General features: G+C 39.1%; 16 protein-coding genes. 5 read left to right on the top strand and 11 right to left on the bottom strand.

The window, feature by feature from the left end; all coding sequences use genetic code 11:
- Position 1: 1 nt before the first annotated feature.
- Together HS960_RS07815 and eat are read right to left on the bottom strand one after the other, a co-directional pair.
- Positions 2 to 1,363, bottom strand: a complete 1,362-nt coding sequence (locus tag HS960_RS07815) for a glutamine synthetase family protein (protein ID WP_159726690.1) — start codon at positions 1,361 to 1,363, stop codon at positions 2 to 4.
- Entirely contained in the window at positions 1,360 to 2,682 is a 1,323-nt protein-coding gene (eat, locus tag HS960_RS07810; protein ID WP_182332037.1) for an ethanolamine permease, read from the bottom strand. Before eat ends, HS960_RS07815 begins: the two co-directional genes overlap by 4 nt.
- Before the next feature lie 192 nt (positions 2,683 to 2,874).
- On the opposite strand from eat, the gene HS960_RS07805 reads away from it, so the two are divergent.
- Positions 2,875 to 3,339 (top strand): Lrp/AsnC family transcriptional regulator, encoded by a 465-nt coding sequence (locus HS960_RS07805; RefSeq protein ID WP_075992641.1) that lies wholly within the window; start codon positions 2,875 to 2,877, stop codon positions 3,337 to 3,339.
- A 71-nt stretch (positions 3,340 to 3,410) separates the two neighbouring features.
- On the opposite strand, the gene HS960_RS07800 is transcribed toward HS960_RS07805, so the two are convergent.
- Positions 3,411 to 3,842 (bottom strand): pentapeptide repeat-containing protein, encoded by a 432-nt coding sequence (locus HS960_RS07800; RefSeq protein ID WP_202883768.1) that lies wholly within the window; start codon positions 3,840 to 3,842, stop codon positions 3,411 to 3,413.
- 425 nt (positions 3,843 to 4,267) lie between these two features.
- Here HS960_RS07800 and HS960_RS07795 point away from each other — a divergent pair, with 425 nt between their 5' ends.
- Entirely contained in the window at positions 4,268 to 5,788 is a 1,521-nt protein-coding gene (locus HS960_RS07795) for a Na+/H+ antiporter (RefSeq protein WP_288062412.1), read from the top strand.
- Between the two features lie 81 nt (positions 5,789 to 5,869).
- Here HS960_RS07795 and HS960_RS07790 read toward each other — a convergent pair whose 3' ends face one another.
- The 3 genes from HS960_RS07790 to HS960_RS07780 all read right to left on the bottom strand — a co-directional run bounded on the left by HS960_RS07790 (position 5,870) and on the right by HS960_RS07780 (position 8,707).
- Positions 5,870 to 6,136, bottom strand: coding sequence for a hypothetical protein (locus tag HS960_RS07790; protein WP_088161582.1), 267 nt, complete (start codon positions 6,134 to 6,136; stop codon positions 5,870 to 5,872).
- Positions 6,137 to 6,175: 39 nt separating this feature from the next.
- Positions 6,176 to 7,972 carry a serine hydrolase gene (locus HS960_RS07785; protein WP_182332033.1) on the bottom strand — a complete coding sequence of 599 codons (1,797 nt, stop codon included), beginning with the start codon at positions 7,970 to 7,972 and terminating at the stop codon, positions 6,176 to 6,178.
- Positions 7,973 to 8,347: 375 nt separating this feature from the next.
- Positions 8,348 to 8,707, bottom strand: coding sequence for a hypothetical protein (locus HS960_RS07780; RefSeq protein WP_182332031.1), 360 nt, complete (start codon positions 8,705 to 8,707; stop codon positions 8,348 to 8,350).
- Between the two features lie 204 nt (positions 8,708 to 8,911).
- Between HS960_RS07780 and HS960_RS07775 the strand changes: the two genes are divergently transcribed.
- Together HS960_RS07775 and HS960_RS07770 are read left to right on the top strand one after the other, a co-directional pair.
- Positions 8,912 to 9,571: a FadR/GntR family transcriptional regulator gene (locus HS960_RS07775; protein WP_153847316.1), complete on the top strand. Its 660-nt coding sequence runs from the start codon at positions 8,912 to 8,914 to the stop codon at positions 9,569 to 9,571.
- Between the two features lie 88 nt (positions 9,572 to 9,659).
- Positions 9,660 to 10,871: an MFS transporter gene (locus HS960_RS07770; RefSeq protein WP_153847317.1), complete on the top strand. Its 1,212-nt coding sequence runs from the start codon at positions 9,660 to 9,662 to the stop codon at positions 10,869 to 10,871.
- A gap of 45 nt (positions 10,872 to 10,916) precedes the next feature.
- Here the strand turns inward: HS960_RS07770 and HS960_RS07765 are convergent, their stop codons facing one another.
- Both HS960_RS07765 and HS960_RS07760 read right to left on the bottom strand, forming a co-directional pair.
- Entirely contained in the window at positions 10,917 to 12,794 is a 1,878-nt protein-coding gene (locus HS960_RS07765) for a RagB/SusD family nutrient uptake outer membrane protein (protein WP_153847318.1), read from the bottom strand.
- A 36-nt stretch (positions 12,795 to 12,830) separates the two neighbouring features.
- Positions 12,831 to 16,046, bottom strand: coding sequence for a SusC/RagA family TonB-linked outer membrane protein (locus HS960_RS07760; RefSeq protein WP_153847319.1), 3,216 nt, complete (start codon positions 16,044 to 16,046; stop codon positions 12,831 to 12,833).
- A gap of 492 nt (positions 16,047 to 16,538) precedes the next feature.
- On the opposite strand from HS960_RS07760, the gene HS960_RS07755 reads away from it, so the two are divergent.
- On the top strand, positions 16,539 to 17,081 hold the full coding sequence (locus HS960_RS07755) for a GNAT family N-acetyltransferase (RefSeq protein WP_182332030.1): 543 nt from the start codon (positions 16,539 to 16,541) through the stop codon (positions 17,079 to 17,081).
- Positions 17,082 to 17,124: 43 nt separating this feature from the next.
- Here the strand turns inward: HS960_RS07755 and HS960_RS07750 are convergent, their stop codons facing one another.
- The 3 genes from HS960_RS07750 to HS960_RS07740 all read right to left on the bottom strand — a co-directional run bounded on the left by HS960_RS07750 (position 17,125) and on the right by HS960_RS07740 (position 20,948).
- Entirely contained in the window at positions 17,125 to 18,021 is an 897-nt protein-coding gene (locus HS960_RS07750; protein ID WP_153847320.1) for a polysaccharide deacetylase family protein, read from the bottom strand.
- Positions 18,022 to 18,270: 249 nt separating this feature from the next.
- Positions 18,271 to 19,020, bottom strand: a complete 750-nt coding sequence (locus HS960_RS07745; RefSeq protein ID WP_075992650.1) for a succinate dehydrogenase/fumarate reductase iron-sulfur subunit — start codon at positions 19,018 to 19,020, stop codon at positions 18,271 to 18,273.
- 11 nt (positions 19,021 to 19,031) lie between these two features.
- On the bottom strand, positions 19,032 to 20,948 hold the full coding sequence (locus tag HS960_RS07740) for a fumarate reductase/succinate dehydrogenase flavoprotein subunit (RefSeq protein ID WP_153847321.1): 1,917 nt from the start codon (positions 20,946 to 20,948) through the stop codon (positions 19,032 to 19,034).
- Position 20,949: the final 1 nt, after the last annotated feature.

The raw sequence follows: 20,949 nt of genomic DNA, 5'->3' as shown, positions 1-20,949 counted from the left end.
GTTATATAATTTCAAAATATCTTTTTGTTTCCCAATCTGTTACTTGCTCTGAAAATTGTCGCCATTCCCATAACCTTGATTTACAAAAATGATCGACAAACTTTTGGCCAAACAACTCGGATGCTATTTGCGATTGCGCCATTCGAGTGGTCGCATCGTAGAGATTTCTTGGTAATACGCCGTGTTGCAGATCTTCATAACCATTACCAATAGTATGACGATTGTCCAATGGCAATTTATGTTTGATGCCATACAACCCGCTAGCCAAACATGCTGCTATGGCCAAGTAAGGGTTCACATCTGAACCGACAACACGGTGTTCAATGCGCGTGGCTTTAGGGCCACCTTCAATGACGCGGAGTGCTGTGGTACGATTATCTATGCCCCAGGTCAGGGTTGTAGGTGCCCATGCTCCTTCAGTCAGCCTTTTATAACTATTAACAGTAGGTGCCAATAACGGTAGAATATCAGGTAAACAATACAATTGCCCAGCAAGAAAATGCTTCATCAACTGGCTCATTCCGAGTTCATCTTCTTTATCATAAAAGAGGTTGCTCTGTTTGTTGAGATCCCAAAGACTTTGATGCACATGGCCGCTGCAGCCTGGTAAGTCCTTTGTTTGTTTAGCCATAAAACTCGCGGTAATATTATGTTTTTTCCCAATTTCTTTGACGGCAGATTTAAAGAGAGTAGCCCTATCTGCAGCTTCAAGAGCATCACTACATTGGATAGCAGCTTCCAGTACACCCGGCCCAGTCTCCGTATGCAGCCCCTCAAGAGGTACGCCGAATCTTTCGAGCATAGCTAAAAGATCCTGAAAAAAACCATAATTGTCGGACATCCGTAAGATGGAATAGCCAAACATACCAGATGTGATTGGTGTCATGTCTCTAAAACTATTTTGGGAAGAGGTATCATTGGTTTTCACGAAATTAAACCATTCAAATTCCTGTGAAAAAACTGGTTTAAATCCAGCAGTCTCCGACTGTGAAATTATGTTTTTAAGGAGAGCTCTTGGACACACATTTTGGTCCTGAGAAAGTGGAGATTCAAAATCAGCTAGAAAAAAGGGAATATCCTCCTGCCAGGGAATCTGTCGAAATGTATTTCCATCAATACGTGCCGGGAAATCGCCGTATCCTGTATGCCAGCCTGTAATTTCCACATTGTCATAAACCTGATCATTAACATCCCATCCAAACACCACCGAACAAAATCCAAATTCATTGTCCAGTGCAGAGATAAACTTATCGCGATGCATGAATTTTCCACGTAAGACCCCGTCTATATCTGCAACGGCAACTTTAACGTGAGTACTTGTGCAAGCTTTTAGTTTGGAAATTATTTCATTTTTAGTTATCATAATTTGATGGTTTTGTCCTTGTCAAGGAAGATTAGGAAATAGAGGTATGATAAGATGACAAGCCCAAAGAATAATAGAGCTGTCAATGGGTTATAATATATCATTGCAATGAGACACACGATAGCAATAATCAACGCAATCGCCGGAAACAGCGGATACAATGGAACTTTGAATGGGCGTTCCAGATCAGGTTCCTTTTTTCGCAAGGCAAAAAATGACCACATGGATATAATGTAAAGACAGATTGCCCCAAAACATGCGATGGTAATAATGCCTGCGGTCTTCCCGGTCAGTAATGCTATGATGCCAATAGCCATATTGATTAAGAGTGCGTTGGCCGGAGTCTTAAATCGTTGATGCACTTTCCCAAGAATCGACGGTGCATAACCCACTCTCCCAAACTCGAAGGTAGCTCTGCCACCAGCGAGAATGATACCATGAAATGAGGCTATAAGACCCAATAGACCAACACCTATAAGTAATTTATAAAGAATATGGCGATTATCAATGACATGTGCAATAGCAAGTGGCAACGGCGAATCTGACGGTTCAGTGCTTCCGACAGGATACACAACAGCCTCCCAACCCCCGACACCCACCGCCGATAAAAATGTAATGATACAAAGCACAATTAAAGTCACTATGGCCGATCCAAAGCCGATTAATACATTTTTCTGTGGATTGATAGTTTCCTCAGCGACATTGGCCACACCTTCAATAGCGAGAAAAAACCAGATGGCAAACGGAATAGCAGCAAAAATACCCGAGAACCCATTGGGCAATGCGTTGTGCTCAAGGTTGGAAAATTCGAAAGCTGGAAATGTAACGCCTGCAAATATCAGTAATTCAATAACCGCAAGAACAGTTACAACCAATTCAAATGATGCAGCGAGCTTAACCCCCAATATATTCATTGAAGTGAAAATCACATAGGCCCCAATCGCAAAAATAAGATAGTCAACCGAAGGATGTAGTAAATGTAGATAAGCACCTATAGCAGCGGCAATGGCAGGCGGTGCAAAAACAAACTCGATATTTTGTGCAATACCGGCGACAAATCCCAAATGCTTGCCCAGTCCTCGATTTGCATATTCAAAGGCTCCGCCAGCCCGAGGGATCGCACAAGCCAGCTCTGTATAGCTGAAGGTAAATGTAAGGTACATGATAATAACGAATACTGTAGCAATGGCCAATCCCAATGTGCCGCCTTCCGCCAAACCGAGATTCCATCCAAAATACATTCCCGAGATAACATAGCCTACACCTAATCCCCATAACATAACAGGACCAAGGACTTTTTTTAATTGAGGCTCACTCATAATTTTATTTAGGTTGGTAAATTGATAGTAATTAACTAACCTAAATTTACTACATATAGTTTAAATGATAGTGTTATATATCTGTAATTATAGCTATTTTAGTAAAACAATATGGTTAGATATCATTTACTAGTGTATACGATCTAACTATAGTCTTAGATATACTTTTTTTAGATTTAATTTACTACGATAATGAAATTGGATGAAAAGGACCTCATGCTTCTGGACCTGTTGCAACAGGATGCTAATATAAGTAACAAGGAAATATCTGACCGTGTTAATTTATCCATGACTCCCGTATACGAACGTATTAAGAAGTTAATCGCAACCTCCGTTCTCAAACAGAAAGTCTTTCTGCTGGACAGAAGAAAACTTGATCTTAATCTAATGGTGCTCGTATCAATCAGTATGGAAAAACATTCCAATGAAAGTGCCTTGTTATTTATGGAAGAGATACAAAAATTTCCAGAAGTAGTCGAGTGTTTTCATGTAACGGGTGCATTTGACTATCAAATAAAGGTGATGGTTAGGGATGTTGATCACTATCATGAATTCAATTTTAATAAACTGGCAACAATCAAGGGAATCAGACATATGGAAAGTTATTTTGTGATGAAAGAAATCGTGAATACAACTCGTCTCCCAATCTTTCTCTGATAATTTAGTCTAGCGTATTTTGGCTTTCAAATGATTCAGCTTTCCGATTCTGTACCAATGACTGTCTTAATTTAGCCTCCCGAAATTATGGATTTCATTGGTATAGCAATTATACTTAGACAATGGTTCATACCTGCAGAACCATGCCGTCTGTATGTGCAGTGTTGTTTATAGGAGAACAATATCCTCAAGCGATACGCCCACCCCTTTAGAGCTGCGTAGGTTAATTTGTCCATTGATGCTCCGTCAAAATCAATAGTTTTAATACTCTTATAGTATTTATTGGTAAGCGCAAACGTTGGCCGAAAGGAAACATTTCTAAGAATCACCCCGCTAAATGAACTGTTTGCAAGGTCTGCATTATCGAATTTTACATCGACAAAAACTTGCCCATCGAAGTTTATACCTCTCATATCACAAGACTTAAAGCTAACACCATTAAATTCACAGTATTCAAAAATGGTTTTTCTGAGATCCGACGCTGTAAATTTTACATCAGCCAACTTTATACCAATACCTCCAGTTGTAATTAGGCTACTTATCGTTGTATTCTAACAATTTCGCGTTGTTACTCTTAAAATATAGCCCTATGCAGCTATTTAAAGAAGATTTTAAGTAAAAACTCTTAAAAGACGAAGCTTTGTTTATAGTGACGCCATCCAATATTTTAAATCTTGGGGTAAAGTCAAAGATAAATTTCGCCTAATTTAGGAACATTTACCATAGGAATCTAAGTTAAAACATGTTCTCTTCAATTGTCCAGTTGGTAGATGACTTTCTTGTAGCAATTCGTAGGCAACCATGAATACCGCCAAGCTAGTTTAAATATTTCTAGAAATTTGATCTATATTTATGTACCTAAAATTTACATATGTTGGAGAATTTTGAGTTTTACCTTTTTTTAGTCCTACTAATCACTATGTTGATAATGCTGGCGAAGAAAATTCAGGTTGCATACCCTGTTTTACTTGTATTAGCGGGACTTGTAATAAGTTTTATCCCGGGAGTTCCTCCTATAAAGATAGAACCCGAATTGATATTCATTATTTTTTTACCGCCACTCCTCTACGAGGCAGCTTGGTCAACTTCCTGGAAAGAACTCTGGCGATGGCGTCGGATTATCTTCAGCTTTGCCTTTGTTGTCGTCTTTTTTACAGCATTATCCGTTGCCGTTTTTGCCAACTATTTTATTCCAGGATTCTCCTTAGCTCTCGGTTTTCTATTGGGTGGAATAGTTTCCCCGCCTGATGCGGTTAGTGCCGGTGCAATTTTAAAATTCGTGAAGGTACCCAAAAGGCTGGCGTCCATACTGGAAGGCGAAAGTTTGTTGAATGATGCTTCCTCATTAATAATTTTTCGCTTTGCAATGATTGCTGCTGCTACTGGCCAATATGTATGGTACCAAGCCGCCGGAAGCTTTATTTGGATGTGTGTTGGTGGAGTGGGAATCGGACTTACAATTGCCTATGTTTTTCTGAAAATGCACAAACTTTTACCAACCGATTCCAATACAGATATATTGCTAACTTTTATTGCACCTTTCTCGATGTATTTGGTAGCGGAACAGCTCCACGCTTCTGGGGTTCTTGCGGTTGTCAGTGGCGGCTTATTTCTTTCTTATCGTAGTCACGATTTTTTGAGCAGTGCATCCCGGATCCGGACAGTAACCGTATGGGAAAGCTTCTGCTTTCTGTTGAATGGCATCGTCTTTATGCTTATCGGCTTAGATTTACCGGAAATTGTTTCTGGATTGGGTGATACTAATATCTCTACTGCTATTGGCTATGGCGTAGCCGTTACAATAGTCCTTATTCTTGTACGAGTTTTTGCAGGGTATGCTGCGGTAATAACCACCTTGATCATGAGAAATTTTATAACGGTTGCAGATGCTCAATCGCCCGGTTGGCAAACGCCAATGATTATCGGCTGGACGGGAATGCGTGGCGTCGTTTCTTTGGCAGCAGCACTATCCATCCCATTAACTTTAGCCGATGGATCTCCTTTCCCTCAACGAAACCTCATTCTTTTCATCACATTTGTCGTGATTCTGTTAACCTTACTTGTTCAAGGCTTGACGCTCCCCTTTATATTAAGAAAAATCAAATTAATAGATAGAGATTTTGTAAGAAGTGAAAAGGAGATCGATTATGAAATTCAGAACAGACTGGCTCAAGTCGCCGTTGACAAGATTCGTAATGATTACGCGGACAAAGTTGAAAGTTTTCCTACCTTGAAGGATCAACTACAGAAGTACGAAAATCAATTGCGGAGCTCCGAGATCATCATTAATTACACCGAATACCGTAAAATCTATATCGATATCCTCGAAACCCAACGCATTTGGCTGATCAATAAAAACCGCGAGGAACTTTTATTGGACGAAGAGATCATCCGAAAACACCTTCGTTTATTAGATCTTCAGGAAGAAAGATTGAATATGAGAAGTTAGTTTACCCCTAGATCAGCCTACTGCTGTATATTTATGATCGACAATACCGTTTGAATTGTCGATCATAAATAGCTAATTTACTTAATCTTCATCCAAATAAATGTCGTGGACAACAAAACGAATATTTTTGCTAAACACCAACATATCCTCTACATCTTCAGAATCTATGGCATAGAGTGTTTCTACCCCGCCTTCATCCAACAGTTCGGAATCTGGTATAAGTTCAAAAAAAGTGATTCCTTCAACAATGGATAATTCTTCTACTTTAATATATGATACATCCTGGCTTTTCCAAAGTGAGAGAATTTCCTTGGAAAACAATCGATAATTATTAGCTTGATTTGACATGGTCGCAAATTAGCAAAAAAAAAGCTCATTATATTTGTGTCATAACGTTTCTAAAATCTTACTGACTTTTTCATTTTTAGGATTAATTTCTAAAACTTTTCGATAATTCTCCTTAGCGCTATCTATTTGTCCTGATTTCAGGTAGGCTTCCGCTAAACTATCATAAACATTTTCACTTTTAGTATGTAGCATCGTATTCACCTTAAATATATCAATAGCTTGATTTATTTTATGCTGATTGAGCAGTTCATAACCTGCGCCATTCAGGAAACCTTCTGAAAGCAAATCATCTGCACTATCCTGTTCTTTTGCTTTTTGATAAGCTTTTAATCCATCCTCGAAATTTCCTTCTAAAATAAGCTCTAGCGGAGTCCAGTCATTTGCATTGACTTTCGGATTTCTGGAATAAATCTTTTTATCGCGCAAAATCTGTACAAGCTCATATTGACCGCTTTCGGTATCCTTTGAAAATATGACGTTTACGTTTCGATCTCGCATAGCAAATGTATTTGCAGAAACTTTAACCAATTCTACAGGCTTGTCTAGATTTTGCGCTGACATTAGCTTGCCATTTTGATTATAGACCCTTATAACACCATATTTTCCAGATCTATAACGTCCACTATTGTCATGCAGTTCTTGAGGACTTAGTGGCAAAATTTTATTTATTGGGGCTAGATAATTGGGCCATTGATAAGTTAATGCGACCGCTCGGACAAGCTCGTTGATAAATTCAGGTTTGTTTGTGTTCGTAAGAATAACTACTCCATCACCGCTTGTTTTATTTCCAATAAAATAGGAGCTAAAGCCTTCGTTCCATCCACCATGGCAAAAATAAGATGAGCCGTTATAATCTTCTAGGAATACACCTAATCCTATAATGGGTTCAATATAGGAACTTGTGAATTCTTCTGCCATCTTCTTAGAGATAACAAGACTACTTTTGCCATTTAAGGTCCGTTGAATATCGATTACGAATCTAGCGTAATCTTCTGCAGTTGACCACAGGCCTGCAGCTGCCTGTTCTGGGTAGACATGATATCTTCCTTCGACTTTTTTGCCATCCATCGTATAAGCCGTCGCCGCAAATTGTCTTTTCGATTCAGGAAGAGGCTGGGCAAAAGTGCTATTTTTCATACCTAAAGGTGAAAGTACCTTTTCTTCCATAATACTGCCATAATCTTTTCCTTCAATGTCAACGAGCATCTGTTGAAGTACCGTATACCCACCGCCTGAATATCGAAAATTTGAGCCAGGAAGTTTATCAACATAAACCATAGGTGTATTAGCGGGCTTTAGACCACTCAGTACTTCAACCGCTGTAGGAATTGGGTCTGTTATCCGATACCCCGGGAATCCACTTACAGTAAGTCCCGCAGTATGGCTAATGATATTTTTGAGTGTAACCTTTTTCACTTTGGTCCAATTATTTTCTGGTATTTTCCAAGATTTCAGGTACAAATTCACATCGGCATTGGATTCCAACTTGCCAAGCTCCACTTCCTTCAGTGCGGCATATGCACTTACAGGCTTGCTCATGGAGGCTACCTGAAATAAGGTATTTGACCTGACAGGCGTTTTCGAATCGAGATCCGCAAAACCATAAGTTTTGCTCCATAATACTTCAGAGTTTTTTATCACAGCGATGCTTACCCCTGGAACCTGATAGAATTCCATACGCGATATAATATTCCATGTCGGCTCACCCTCAAAACGAACAGGGGGTATTAGACTGGATTCGACATGAGAAATCTCATTTATTTTTTGATGGGCCGTTTGAGCAAATGCGGTTGACACTAGTATCGCAAAAATTCCAGTAATTGGTAAAGCTTTCATTTTATTTATGATCATTTAAATGTTAATACAAAGCGTCTCTCCTATCAATCTTTAGCTTTGTAATTCTTCATTGAAATCTAATGTCAATTTTATTGCCAAAAAGATAAGTAGCTATAAGACAATTTAATATAGCAATACTTTAATATAAATTGATCGTATTCGGACATTTAATGTCCGAATACGATCAATTTAATTAGCTAAGTGGTACCTCGATTTTCTAACATCATCACCTGTCTGCCTTATCGCATGTTCGCATGCAGCAGCCATCTTCATTGTCGTAGTAGGATCGTAAATAAAAGTTTCCTTTTGGTTGTATTACAGAAAAATATGAGCGGGGCATACTAGCTCCCGCCACATCGTTTGATTAATTGATCCCTAATGATTGGGGTTACCATAATAGTTTTGATAATTCTGAATAGTAGCGCTAAACCATGCTCCACAGTTGCTATAATACATATCATTGGCACCATAGCTGTTGTATGTGAGAACCTGAGTTTCGATCAACTGACCGCTTGTATTATAGATACTCATCGTCAATCTACATAGCGTGCGAGACTTTCCGACCTTGATCTCTTTGACTTCGCTCACGATATTTAAATGAGTTTTTTCAGTTTGTGATTTGTAAATCTTTGATTTTTCAACAACACTGTTGTCGACCACTTTTGGACCTGTTTTTGCAAAAGTAGCAGATGACAATAAAGCCAAGGCTACGACGCTCATCATTAATTTTTTCATGTTTCTAAGTTTTAGATAAATACATTGGAGGACCGTCCTCTCTGTTAATTACCCTAAAACTGCCAATAAATTTAATACAGTAAACTCTGTAATAAATATCTGATGTGGTCGTAACAATATTCGGTTAGTTTGATCAAATTTTTGAAAATAAATAAGAATTCAAAAAATTCTACTACCTTTGCAATCATCAGATGATATGACTATATGAAGACTGAAGCTATCGTACGAAGATCCTTGGCGGAGGAAGTTGCCGCAGCAATAGAAGAAAAAATCAAATTGGGCGAATTTCCTGTAGAATCTAAACTTCCTACCGAACCAGAATTGATGAAACAATTTGCTGTGGGCAGATCCAGCATTCGTGAAGCTGTCAAATATTTAAGTCAATCAGGCTATCTAAATGTGCAACAAGGTCTTGGTACTTTTGTCAAAAGTAGTACGGGTCATCATGCCCTTGATTCAAAAATTGAGAAAGCCAATTTTAACGATATTTTTGAAGTTAGACACGTATTAGAGTTGCGAATTATTGAAAAAGCAGCCTTAAATCGTACTTCGAAAGGCCTCAAAGATATGGCGCAAGCACTTAAAAATAGAGCTAAATATGCCGAAATGGGAAATTTGACAGCATGCGTGAATGCTGATATATCCTTTCACAGTGCAATTGCTGAATCATGTGGAAACAGTATTTTGACCGCGCTATATACAACCTTATCTGAGCATGTCAATAAGTTCTTCATGACTATTTATAAGGATACAGTCCCCTTCTTAGCTTCACAACAGCAACACGAGGAACTGATGTTGGCAATCAAAGATAAAGAAGTGAAAAAAGCTGTTGATATTGCCAACCGAATTATCCAACAACTGTAATTTTCCTGTAGCATATGCAAATTATCAATATCAATATATTCTATTTTTATCAATTAAAACATCAGATGACCTGATGAATATTTCCTTTATGAAAACACAATCACTAAACCCGAGTGGATCTTGGAAAAGTTCCGAAACCGTCTATCCGATTTTATTTGCGATTAGTCTTTCACACTTGCTTAATGACTTGATTCAATCTGTCATCCCAGCAGTGTATCCCATGTTAAAATCAAATTATGCCCTTAGTTTTACGCAAATTGGTATTATAACATTGGTTTTTCAACTTACCGCCTCTATTTTGCAGCCCTTCGTTGGTTTGTATACAGATAAAAACCCTACACCTCGGTCACTTGCCGTGGGGATGTTTTTCTCTTTAGCCGGTTTGATATGCATTTCATTTGCGTCAAACTTTATCTACATTCTCCTTTCTGTAAGCCTTATTGGGATGGGTTCGTCTATATTTCATCCAGAAGCATCTCGAGTTGCCCATTTAGCTTCCGGAGGCAAAAAGGGGCTCGCACAGTCTATCTTTCAAGTCGGCGGTAATGCTGGTGGTGCAATAGGTCCCCTTCTTGTAGCGCTTATTGTGATCCCTTTGGGGCAACAATACATCGGTGTGTTTGGCGTATTGGCCATTGTAGCCGTTATGATTCTTACTTATGTCGGTAATTGGTATCAAATACACCTCAAGCCTAAGACACAAACAACTTCTGTTAGTGCTTTAAAAGCTGACCTGCCAAAATCAAAAGTGATATTTGCACTTGTGATTTTATTGGTACTCATTTTTTCCAAGTATTTTTACATGGCTTCGATGACCAGCTACTTCACCTTCTATTTGATCAATAAATTCCATGTTTCGGTCCAGGAATCTCAGATTTACTTATTTATATTTCTTGCTTCTGTTGCCGCCGGAACCATATTGGGTGGTCCCTTGGGAGACCGATATGGTCGTAAGCTAATTATTTGGGTGTCTATTCTTGGAGCAGCACCTTTCACTTTGTTATTACCTCATGTAGGTCTTGGACTAACCATTGTCCTTGCTATTATAATCGGTTTGATCATCTCCTCGGCATTTTCAGCTATCTTGGTTTATGCAACGGAGCTTATCCCCGGAAAGGTTGGGATGATTGCAGGCTTATTTTTTGGTTTTGCTTTTGGCATGGGGGGCATTGGATCAGCTGTGTTGGGCTGGCTCGCAGATCGTACTTCAATTGAATATGTATTCAACATCTGTGCTTATCTTCCACTAATTGGAATAGTTACAGGCTTATTGCCTAATATTACTCAAAGGAAAAATTAATCCTTTAAAAAGCCCTTCTTACTATTAAAGAAGGGCTTTTCAGTATTAATAACCTGGATTTTGAATTAGTTTAGTATTTCGGTTTATCTCATCTCTGTTTATAGAGGTAAAATACATCTTGTCGTCCCAACTTCTATTTTCAATTCCTGGATCTATATTTGAAACAGCATAGGTATAAGTGTAATTCTCTGGATTATATTGGTAAAGAGTCACATTTTTACCAGCCTTAAGGGTTCCCGTGATATTTATAATATTTGCCTTACGACCTATAGTTTCTGCAGCTATCATCCAACGTCTAGCGTCAAAGAAGCGGTGCTCTTCGTAGGCCAATTCGATACGGCGCTCGTTTCTATAGCGTGCTTTTAATGCTGTACCCGTTTCGCTTGTGGATATTGCTGGCATTCCTGCTCTGAATCGGATTTTATTTAACCATATTTTCGCTTCATTCTCTTCCCCTAATTCAATACATGCTTCTACATAGTTCAATATCGCTTCCGTATAGCGAAACATTGGCCAAGGAATACGTTGTCGTGTATTTTGATCTTCCATTGTAGGATCTGGATCTGTAAATTTACGAATATAATACCCCGTCCTCGAACCATTCCAGTCTTCAATTGGACTCTTTCTTGTATCGAGACCAAATTGAATAACCTTCTGTCCTTTCGCATTAATTACTTCGTATTGTCCAGTTTGAATTTGATTTGCCTTATCTCTTTCAGCAACATCTGCTGTCCTAGGCTTCCAATCTGCACCATCATATAAAATCGTTGCCTTTAAACGTGGGTCGCGGTTTTGATAAGGGCTTGCGGCCATAGAAGGATTGGACCAATCAAATTTTTGGCCATTACTAGTCTCATAGTCGTCTACCAATAGCTGAATCGGTGTATTTCCTGCCCAGTTGTGATAACCATTTGGCCCATTGTCACGTCCTACCCAACCACCTCGCTCATCTTTTTCATCAATAAAGAATCGACCTAAAATTATATCTTTTCCAGCTGTAAAATCAACGGTCTTACTACCCCCTCCTAATGATACAGCCATATAGTTGGCCGTTCCCTCACTAGGTGACGCTGGTTGAGTCAAGTCTAACTTATAGGCGAATTCTGTATGATCCAATACGGCTTTTGCTGCAGTTTTTGCTTTAGTCCAGCGTTCCATTTGACTACCATTGGTATACATTAAATACTCTGGATTTTTATATCCTGCTAATAAGGTAGATTTTGCTTTTGCTTTACTTCCATCATGGAGGTCACTGGCAGCATATAATAGCACTCTTGACTTTAAGGCCAATACAGCGGTTTCATTTGCACGTCCCTTTGCCGATGAAATACCCTTTAGCAAAAGAGCTGCACTATCGAGATCCTTCACGATCGCATTGACACACTCCTCATAGCTGTTTCTTGGCACCATATAGTCTTTATCATTCAATGTATAGATCTTATTATCAATTGGTATACCTCCATAAAAACGTAACAGCTGTTGATAATAATACCCACGTAGGAAATAAGCCTCGCCTAAAAGCTTGTCAGCCTTTGCTTTGTCAAACTTGGGTGAGCTTAAATTAGCAATGGCGATATTTGTTGCCCGTATACGCGTATACATACGTCCATATTCATAAGTATCCATTATATAGCCTTGATCAGCTGGATTTGATCGAGATTCGGTGACAGTATTTATTCCGCGGTTAGGGTGTGTAAATAAAGCCTCGTCTGTCATGGATGCCATTTCCTGTTCATAAAAGCCTCCTACTCCAAAACCGTTATAGATTTCTGTCACGAAAGCCTCAGACAACCCAGCATCCGACCAAACGATCTCCTGTGGCACTTCACTGAGTGGCTTTGTGCTTACAAAATCGTCATTACAAGCTTGTAATGAAGCAGAAAGTACAAGTAGTATAAGGGATATATTCTTAATTTTTTTCATTTTTTTTCTTAGTTAAGTTCTTGCGATAACAGCTGGTTAGAACGATAATAATGCACCGACATTAATCAATCTCGCCTGCGGATAATATTGGCCCAACGCATTCACAGCTTCTGGATCGTACATTTTTATCTTACTCCAAGTAATGAGGTTCATCCCATTTGCATAGAGACGTAATGAACCAATACCAATTTTGCTACAAATACTTGAGGCTAAATTATACCCCAATTCTACGTTTTTCAACCTTAGATAATCTGTACTGCGCATCCAATAGGTGTTGTTATAGGAATAATATTGATTACCACGATCTGTCAAACGGGGGTATACACTGCTCGGGTTACTAATGCTCCAACGTTTATCGTAGAACTCTTCTACAAAATTTCCGATAGAACCCGATTCATCCGTGCCTACACGTATCTCTCCACCTGTAGCTCCCTGAAATAGTACCGATAGATCAAAGTCTTTATAGGTTAAGCTAAAATTGAACCCGCCCTGGAACGTAGGATCACTATTTTTGTCGCGTCTAACTTTATCATCTGGTGTTATTTTTCCATCACCATTGAAATCTTGATACTTCATATCTCCTGGACGTAGAGTTTTTGTAATGGCACTGTAATCCAACTTATTGTTGGCAATGTCTTCCATGTCGCGAAATACGCCATCATAAACATAATAAATATCCGTTTTGATAGGTTTACCTGTGCTTTGTTGCCATGCTGGCGCGCCAGGAGCTTCATCCCAGAAGATAATTTTGTTTTTCGCATAACCACCATTGACACCTACAGTATAGCCCAAATCTCCCACTTTACCACGGTAACCTAAATTAAACTCCCAGCCCTTATTATCCACTTTACCAATATTTTCTGCTGGCAATGTCATCCCTGTACTTTGCGGTATGGAAGCATTTTTCCGCCATAGAATAGAATTACGACGATTTTTAAAGATGTCAAACTCGAAATTTAACTTTCCTTGCAAAAACTGAAAGTCAAATCCAAGATTATAATTATTGGCGACCTCCCAAGTAATCATTTCGTTAGGAACGCGACTTTCATAAAGAGTCTTGGCTAGTTTATCGTTGACGATATAGGTTCCAAAAGAATAGGTTGAAAAATATTGATATTCTTGTAACTTGTCATCATAATAGATGTTGTCATTCCCCATCTGGCCATAGGAGGCACGTATCTTGAAATAATTAATTACAGGTACATTTTCCTTCCAGAAATTTTCTTCCGATACGACCCAGCCCGCCATAGCACCTGGGAAAAATCCAAATCTTTCACTTTCAGGGAACATATACGAGCCGTCATAACGCCACAGAAATTCCGCGATGTATTTACTTTTGTAATTATAGCCGAATCGACCAAAGTAATTTAACCTTGCTCTTTTCCATGCAGATCCGTCATTATTTTTTTCCTGTTCTCCACCCGCGAAAAGATAATCGATGGCATTTGAAAGAAAATAGCGACGATATGCACTAAATTTATCATTATCGATTGTTTCTCTGTTAATACCAGCAATAGCATTCACTTGATGGTCACCAAATTTTCGGTCAAAGCTCAAGATCCCTCCGAGTAAGATATTTAACTGATCTTCATTACTTTGATTCAAATTTGGATCGGCAGGCCCGCGTCTTCCCGGAACCAGTTGTGGTGTACTACCATCCGCTTCATAAGCCCCTTGCCAAGAATATAATGTCCAGGGTGTAACCCATGTTTTTTGATTTTTTACATATTTGTCAACAGAGGCATTCAATGTTAATTTAAGGCCATCTATCCATGGATTTGTAATCTCAACCTGCCCATTTGTTTGAAAATAGTAGCGTTTATCGTGATCGTAGCCTGTCGCATTAGTGGTGATTACCACCGGATTTTCGCCATTTTCGATATCTGGTCCTGGCATTCCATTAGGCCATATTGCTGGTTGTGTCGGATTTCCCCGCATCAACATCCTAAAGACAGTACCAGCACTCTTAGTAGGGAAATTCCGATTTTCCTGTCTTCCTAAAACACCAAATTGTGTTTTGATATACTGGCTGATATTAGCATCTAGATTAATCCTTAAATCATATTGTTTATATCCTGTAGCCGAATTTTTATAGTAGGCATCTTGATTTTGATACCCCAAAGACATGAGATACTTTACATCCTCGGTACCCCCATTAATTTGCAAGTTATGCCGTTGTTGAGGAGACCAGTCTTTTAAAGTTGCCTTATACCAGTCCGTATTCGGATGTCCCCAAGGATCTGATCCATCCTTGAACTTTTGGATATCTTCCGGTTTAAATGGCGCATCTAATACTCCGCCACCTTGCTTATTGTAACTACCTTTATCACTGATAGCCGTGTAAGCCGCAGACCATTCTTCAACAGGAAGATTATAGATCTCAAGTTCATTACGGATCTCAGCAAATTGAGCTGCATTGGTCAATTTAGGTATTACAGTCGGCTGAGAATACCCTTGATTAAAAGTATAAGAAAACTGAGGCTTTCCTGTCTTCCCTCTTCTTGTCGTCACAAGAATAACCCCATTTGCTGCCCGGGCACCATAAATGGCAGCAGAAGCATCCTTTAAAACCGAGATATTTTCTATATCGCGGGGATTGATCCGGTCGATTCCGCCTTCCCGTGCAGGAACCCCATCAATAACGACTAAAGGACTGCTATTTCCTAATGTATTCGTACCCCGTATTTTGATATTGGAACCATCGTATCCAGGCTCAGCACTCCCATTGGTCGCTGTAACTCCCGGTACCCGTCCTGTTAATGCATTGGAAACGTTCAACGCGGGAGATTGAGCAAGGTCACTTCCCTTGACAGTAGCTACAGCACCTGTAACAGTCTCTTTACGTTGCTTCCCGTAACCAACAACAACGACTTCTTCGAGATTGGATTCCGAATTCAAAAGCGTGACATCTATCGCATGCCGTCCTTTTACAGATTCATCCATCGACTGTTTACCCACCATACGAAAATTAATGATCGCATTCATAGGGACCTTATCCAATTTGTACTTACCTTGATTGTCGGTTTTTGTTACTAGGCTCGTTCCATTTACAGATACTGTTACTCCAGGAATTGGCATTCCTGTTTCATCATGTACCGTTCCAGAAACACTTAGCTCCTGTTGAAAGAGAATTCCATGGCTTGCGAGGGTTGCAGCATCAACGATTTGAGGACTCAGGGCCACTAAAGAGCACAATGATCCAGTCCAAAACGCTCTCTTCCATTGATTTGAGAAATAATGGCAGTTAATCATAAAAACTGTTTAATTGTTTAAATTTTGTGTTTAATTAGTTATTTTTTTACCTCTTAAAGACATGTCGGTTTAGGCGTCTTATCAGAAGTGGTTTATAATTGTTTATCTAACATGAAAATACGAAAATAAATATACAAAGCAAGTGTTAATTTTACACTATTTAACATTTTAACATTAATCAATTGAAAGTAAGCGGTTTGAGAAAGCAAACTGGTTAGCCTTATTTTTCGAACAGATATAATCCAGCCTTATGAGGATGATACATGGTACAAAAATCGCTAACAGCTCGTCTTTAAACGAAATTTTTGCAAGAAAAGTAAACTCTAGTATATCGAAAGTATATTATCAATTTTTAAAATAATAATATGCATCTTTATCCTTTATAATTAGATCTATAATTGATTTTTTAAAAACAATTATGTATGTACAAACAATGGAGCCAAATACGGCTTTATTAATAGCAACGAAATACTTATATCTACAAACAAAACTATGAACATTAAAATTATGCAAGAAAAATCAAGTGACCCAACTATTGTATTCGAACTGATCCGACTCGCTTTTGAAAACGAACAGTTTAGTGATCATCAAGAGCACATTTTAGTAGAAAAACTGAGAAAGACAGCAGAATTTATACCACAACTCTCTATGGTGGCAGAAGTTGAAGGAGAAATAGCAGGCTACATCCTCCTGACAAAGATTCAGATTATTGATAAAGAGAATCAAAAAGCATTCGATTCTCTTGCCTTGGCTCCCGTCGCTGTGCTACCTCAGTTTCAAGGAAAGGGAATTGGCGGTAAATTAATTCTTGGCGCCCATCAGATAGCAATAGAATTAGGTTTTGGATCGGTAGTTGTGCTCGGACATGCAGACTATTATCCTAAATTTGGATATGTACCTGCATCAGTCTATGGTATAAAATTTCCATTTGATGTTCCTGATGAAAATTGTATGATAAAAGAACTAACAGACAATTCCTTAAAAGGTATACAGGGCACTGTCCATTATCCAGAAGAGTTTGGTGTTATTTCATAAACCAAACTCTTCATTATGATTTGATGCTAATTAACAATCCTATTTAATATTTAATCGGATAGTCTTGCATAAATTCAAACTGATAACCATCTTTTTTCAATGCATCTATTAAAGAAGACAACTCCTGCTGTCCCTTTTGCGTTTGAAACATATCATCATGCATCAAGAAAACAACATTATTAGGCACCATTGAGCTTTTATTGTTCATGTAATTCCGAATGTGTGACAAAGTAGACTCCTGGCTTTGTATAGGTGCACCAGTGATGCTATTAAGCCGCCACTCGACATCCCAACCATAAATTGTATATCCGTTTTTATGTAATAGATCGGCGGTGCTAGATCCATTTTTAAGGTCGATCTTACGAACATTATCATATATCCAAATATTCCTGCCCGGAAGTCGAACGATCTTATGTTTTAGATTGAGATCTTTTTCATTCTTTTCAAAATCAGCAAAAGCATTTTGGGGATTATTATAAAATCGAGAATACTGATTGTTTGCGTGCGTATAGCTATGATTATAGCAGGCTATAAGCGGATTGGATTCATAACGGGCAAGATCACGTTTCCTCCCTTTGCTCATATTAGCGTGCTTACCAATCAAGAATACACTCACTTTAATGTTTTTTTCTTTCGCAATAGAATCAATAAAGGCACTACCAATCAATGGTCCGTCATCGAAAGTCAGGTAGATATGTTTTGGATACGTGTTAAATGCTTTCCGCAGCGAATCCTTAAGTTCACGTTTTTGTTGTTTGATCGGAACAGGATGCAAACTATCTACTGTAAATTGAATCTGATTTTTCTGAAGCGAATCCCACCTATTCAACAAATGTGGTATTTTTTCCTTGACAACCAATTTCTCCGTAAGTGTGTCCTTCAGCTCGCCTTTCCCCAAGACTTTGTTTGAAAAATCCTTACATGCGGTTACACTAAACATTGTACTACAAATGAAAAGTACCACAAACAACCTACTACACTTCATATCAATCGCTATAACTTTAATGAATTTCTTTTTTCAAAATTACTACAAAAACCTATTTATTAACCATAAAATCTTACAAATCCCTATTTTCAGGGATAAGGTTAGTAACCTTCAACAATCCCGTACACCTCTTTTTATGGCTTCAGTTTTTATTATAAATCCGATATAAGAAACAATCGTGCCACTTTTTTCGACAGTTGGTCTCTATTTCTTTTTAAAAAATAGTGCTTTGTTATATTCAAAATTCATGCGCGCTATATTCAAAACTGATATACCTTGTGGGCACTCCACCTCGCAGGCTTCTGTATTCGTACAGTGACCAAATGACTCCAAATCCATTTGCTTCACCATATTTAAAACGCGTTCACTGCGCTCTTCTTTTCCCTGTGGAAGCAAAGCCATATGGGTAATCTTTGCAGAGGTAAATAGTGCAGCACTACCATTTTTACACGTTGCAACACAAGCACCACAGCCAATACAGGCTGCTGAGTCAAATGCTGACTCAGCTAATTCATGAGAAATAGGGATCACTGTAGCATCTGGGGCTTGACCAGTATTGATGGATACAAATCCCCCAGAAGAAATAATTCGGTCAAATGCCGAACGGTCCACTTTCAAATCCTTTTTAACCTGAAATGCTGCTGATCGAAAAGGTTCAATAAGAATCGTATCGTTATCTTTGAATGAACGTAAATGTAGCTGACAGGTGGTTGTATGCTTAAGAGGTCCATGTGCGATGCCATTGATCATCATACCGCATTGTCCACAGATCCCTTCACGACAATCATGGTCAAACTCTACAGGGTCGTCTCCATGCGTAATAAGCTGTTCATTCAGGGTATCCAACATCTCCAAAAACGACATATGTGGATTGAGATCTGTTAAGGTGTAAGTAACTAATTTTCCTGTAGCGTTGCGATCTTTTTGCCGCCATATTTTAAGGTGTAAATCCATAATCGTTCTATTTATTTATAGCTCCTTACAGTTGGTTGTATCTCTTCAAAAATTAATGGTTCCCGAATTAGCTCAGGTTCTTGTCCCTCTCCTTTCCAGGCCCAAGCGGAAATAAACTGGTATTCAGCGTCATTCCGTAATGCCTCGCCATCTGCAGTCTGATATTCCTCCCGGAAATGTGCACCACAGGATTCGTTCCGCGTCAACGCATCATAACACATCAATTCTCCAATTTCAAAGTAATCGGCTACACGTCCAGCTTTTTCCAATTCCGTATTTAAAGTATTGGCTTCACCACTAACAATAACATTTTTATAAAACTCTTGCTTCAGTCTATTAATCTCTACAATAGCATGACGGAGCCCTTTTTCATTGCGTGCGAGCCCACAATAGTCATAGAGTATTTTACCCAGTGTTTTATGAAAATAATCCACGGTTTTACTGCCTTTAATCTTTAAAAATCGATCAATTTGCGCTCTGACACCTACCTCTGCACGTTCAAACTCAATATGGTCTGTAGAAATTTTTCCCGTGTGAATATCGTTTGCCAAATAATTTGCAATCGTATAGGGCGCAATAAAATAACCATCCACAGAGGCTTGGAGTAAGGAATTGGCGCCCAATCTATTTGCACCGTGGTCTGCAAAATTAGCCTCACCTAAGGCAAATAAGCCCGGTAGGCTTGTCATCAGCTCATAATCTATCCATAATCCCCCCATTGAAAAATGCGCGGAAGGTGAAATCATCATTGGTTCTTTATAAGCATCATATCCCGTAATCTTTTCATACATATCGAACAGATTGCCATATTTCTCTTGTATTTTCTGTTTCCCCTGTTCTCTAATAGCTTTCGCAAAATCAAGGTAAACAGCATTTTTAAGTGGACCAATCCCAAAGCCAGCATCAATCCGTTCTTTGGCCGCTCGAGATGAAATGTCCCTTGGAGCAAGATTACCAAATGCCGGATAACGACGTTCTAAATAGTAATCTCTCTCTTCCTCAGGAATAGCGTTTGGTTCCCGCTTCTCATCTTCTTTCAACGGAACCCAAATCCTTCCATCATTGCGTAACGACTCTGACATTAGTGTTAATTTAGACTGATAATCGCCAGACTGCGGCAACGAAGTCGGATGAATCTGAATCCAGCTCGGGGAGGCCATTAATGCCCCCTTCTTGTGTGCCCGCCAAATGGCAGAGCCATTACAGCCCATTGCTAGTGTCGATAGATAATAAATTTTACCATACCCTCCGGTTGCTAGTATAACGGTATGTGCAGCGTGTCGTTCAAGCTCCCCTGTATCGAGATTTCGAACAATAACGCCACGGGCCTTTCCATCTATTACAACGATGTCGAGCATTTCATGTCTGGAGAAAAGCTGTACGGCACCTTTGCCGACCTGACGCATAAGTGCCTGATACGCTCCCAAAAGAAGCTGCTGTCCAGTTTGACCTCTCGCATAGAAGGTACGACTTACTTGTACACCTCCGAAAGATCGATTGTTCAGATAGCCTCCATATTCACGACCGAAAGGAACACCCTGTGCAACTGCCTGGTCGATTAAATTGAGCGAACATTCGGCCATACGATATACATTGGCCTCACGGGCACGAAAATCACCACCCTTTAGGGTATCAACAAACATACGATAAACACTGTCCCCGTCATTTTTATAATTTTTTGCGGCATTTACACCACCTTGAGCAGCCACAGAATGCGCTCTTCTCGGGCTATCTTGAAAGCAGAAGGATTTTACCTGATACCCCATCTCCCCAAGAGAAGCTGCAATGGAGCTACCCGCCAATCCGGTTCCGATAACGATAACATCTAGTTTTTTACGATTTGCAGGATTAACAAGCTTGGCAGTCTTTTTATAACGAGTCCATTTTTGATCCAATGGTCCATCCGGTATTTTTGAATTTAATGTCATG

Source organism: Sphingobacterium paramultivorum, assembly GCF_014109745.1.
GTDB lineage: Bacteria > Bacteroidota > Bacteroidia > Sphingobacteriales > Sphingobacteriaceae > Sphingobacterium > Sphingobacterium paramultivorum.
This window is presented reverse-complemented; position numbering and strand designations above follow the sequence as displayed.

Excerpts from the sequence above, each read along its gene's own strand:
- HS960_RS07815 (WP_159726690.1), bottom strand. The coding sequence starts at position 1,363 with ATGATAACTAAAAATGAAATAATTTCCAAACTAAAAGCTTGCACAAGT.
- eat (WP_182332037.1), bottom strand. The coding sequence starts at position 2,682 with ATGAGTGAGCCTCAATTAAAAAAAGTCCTTGGTCCTGTTATGTTATGG.
- HS960_RS07805 (WP_075992641.1), top strand. The coding sequence starts at position 2,875 with ATGAAATTGGATGAAAAGGACCTCATGCTTCTGGACCTGTTGCAACAG.
- HS960_RS07795 (WP_288062412.1), top strand. The coding sequence starts at position 4,268 with ATGCTGGCGAAGAAAATTCAGGTTGCATACCCTGTTTTACTTGTATTA.
- HS960_RS07790 (WP_088161582.1), bottom strand. The coding sequence starts at position 6,136 with ATGTCAAATCAAGCTAATAATTATCGATTGTTTTCCAAGGAAATTCTC.
- HS960_RS07785 (WP_182332033.1), bottom strand. The coding sequence starts at position 7,972 with ATGAAAGCTTTACCAATTACTGGAATTTTTGCGATACTAGTGTCAACC.
- HS960_RS07780 (WP_182332031.1), bottom strand. The coding sequence starts at position 8,707 with ATGAAAAAATTAATGATGAGCGTCGTAGCCTTGGCTTTATTGTCATCT.
- HS960_RS07775 (WP_153847316.1), top strand. The coding sequence starts at position 8,912 with ATGAAGACTGAAGCTATCGTACGAAGATCCTTGGCGGAGGAAGTTGCC.
- HS960_RS07770 (WP_153847317.1), top strand. The coding sequence starts at position 9,660 with ATGAAAACACAATCACTAAACCCGAGTGGATCTTGGAAAAGTTCCGAA.
- HS960_RS07765 (WP_153847318.1), bottom strand. The coding sequence starts at position 12,794 with ATGAAAAAAATTAAGAATATATCCCTTATACTACTTGTACTTTCTGCT.
- HS960_RS07760 (WP_153847319.1), bottom strand. The coding sequence starts at position 16,046 with ATGATTAACTGCCATTATTTCTCAAATCAATGGAAGAGAGCGTTTTGG.
- HS960_RS07755 (WP_182332030.1), top strand. The coding sequence starts at position 16,539 with ATGAACATTAAAATTATGCAAGAAAAATCAAGTGACCCAACTATTGTA.
- HS960_RS07750 (WP_153847320.1), bottom strand. The coding sequence starts at position 18,021 with ATGTTTAGTGTAACCGCATGTAAGGATTTTTCAAACAAAGTCTTGGGG.
- HS960_RS07745 (WP_075992650.1), bottom strand. The coding sequence starts at position 19,020 with ATGGATTTACACCTTAAAATATGGCGGCAAAAAGATCGCAACGCTACA.
- HS960_RS07740 (WP_153847321.1), bottom strand. The coding sequence starts at position 20,948 with ATGACATTAAATTCAAAAATACCGGATGGACCATTGGATCAAAAATGG.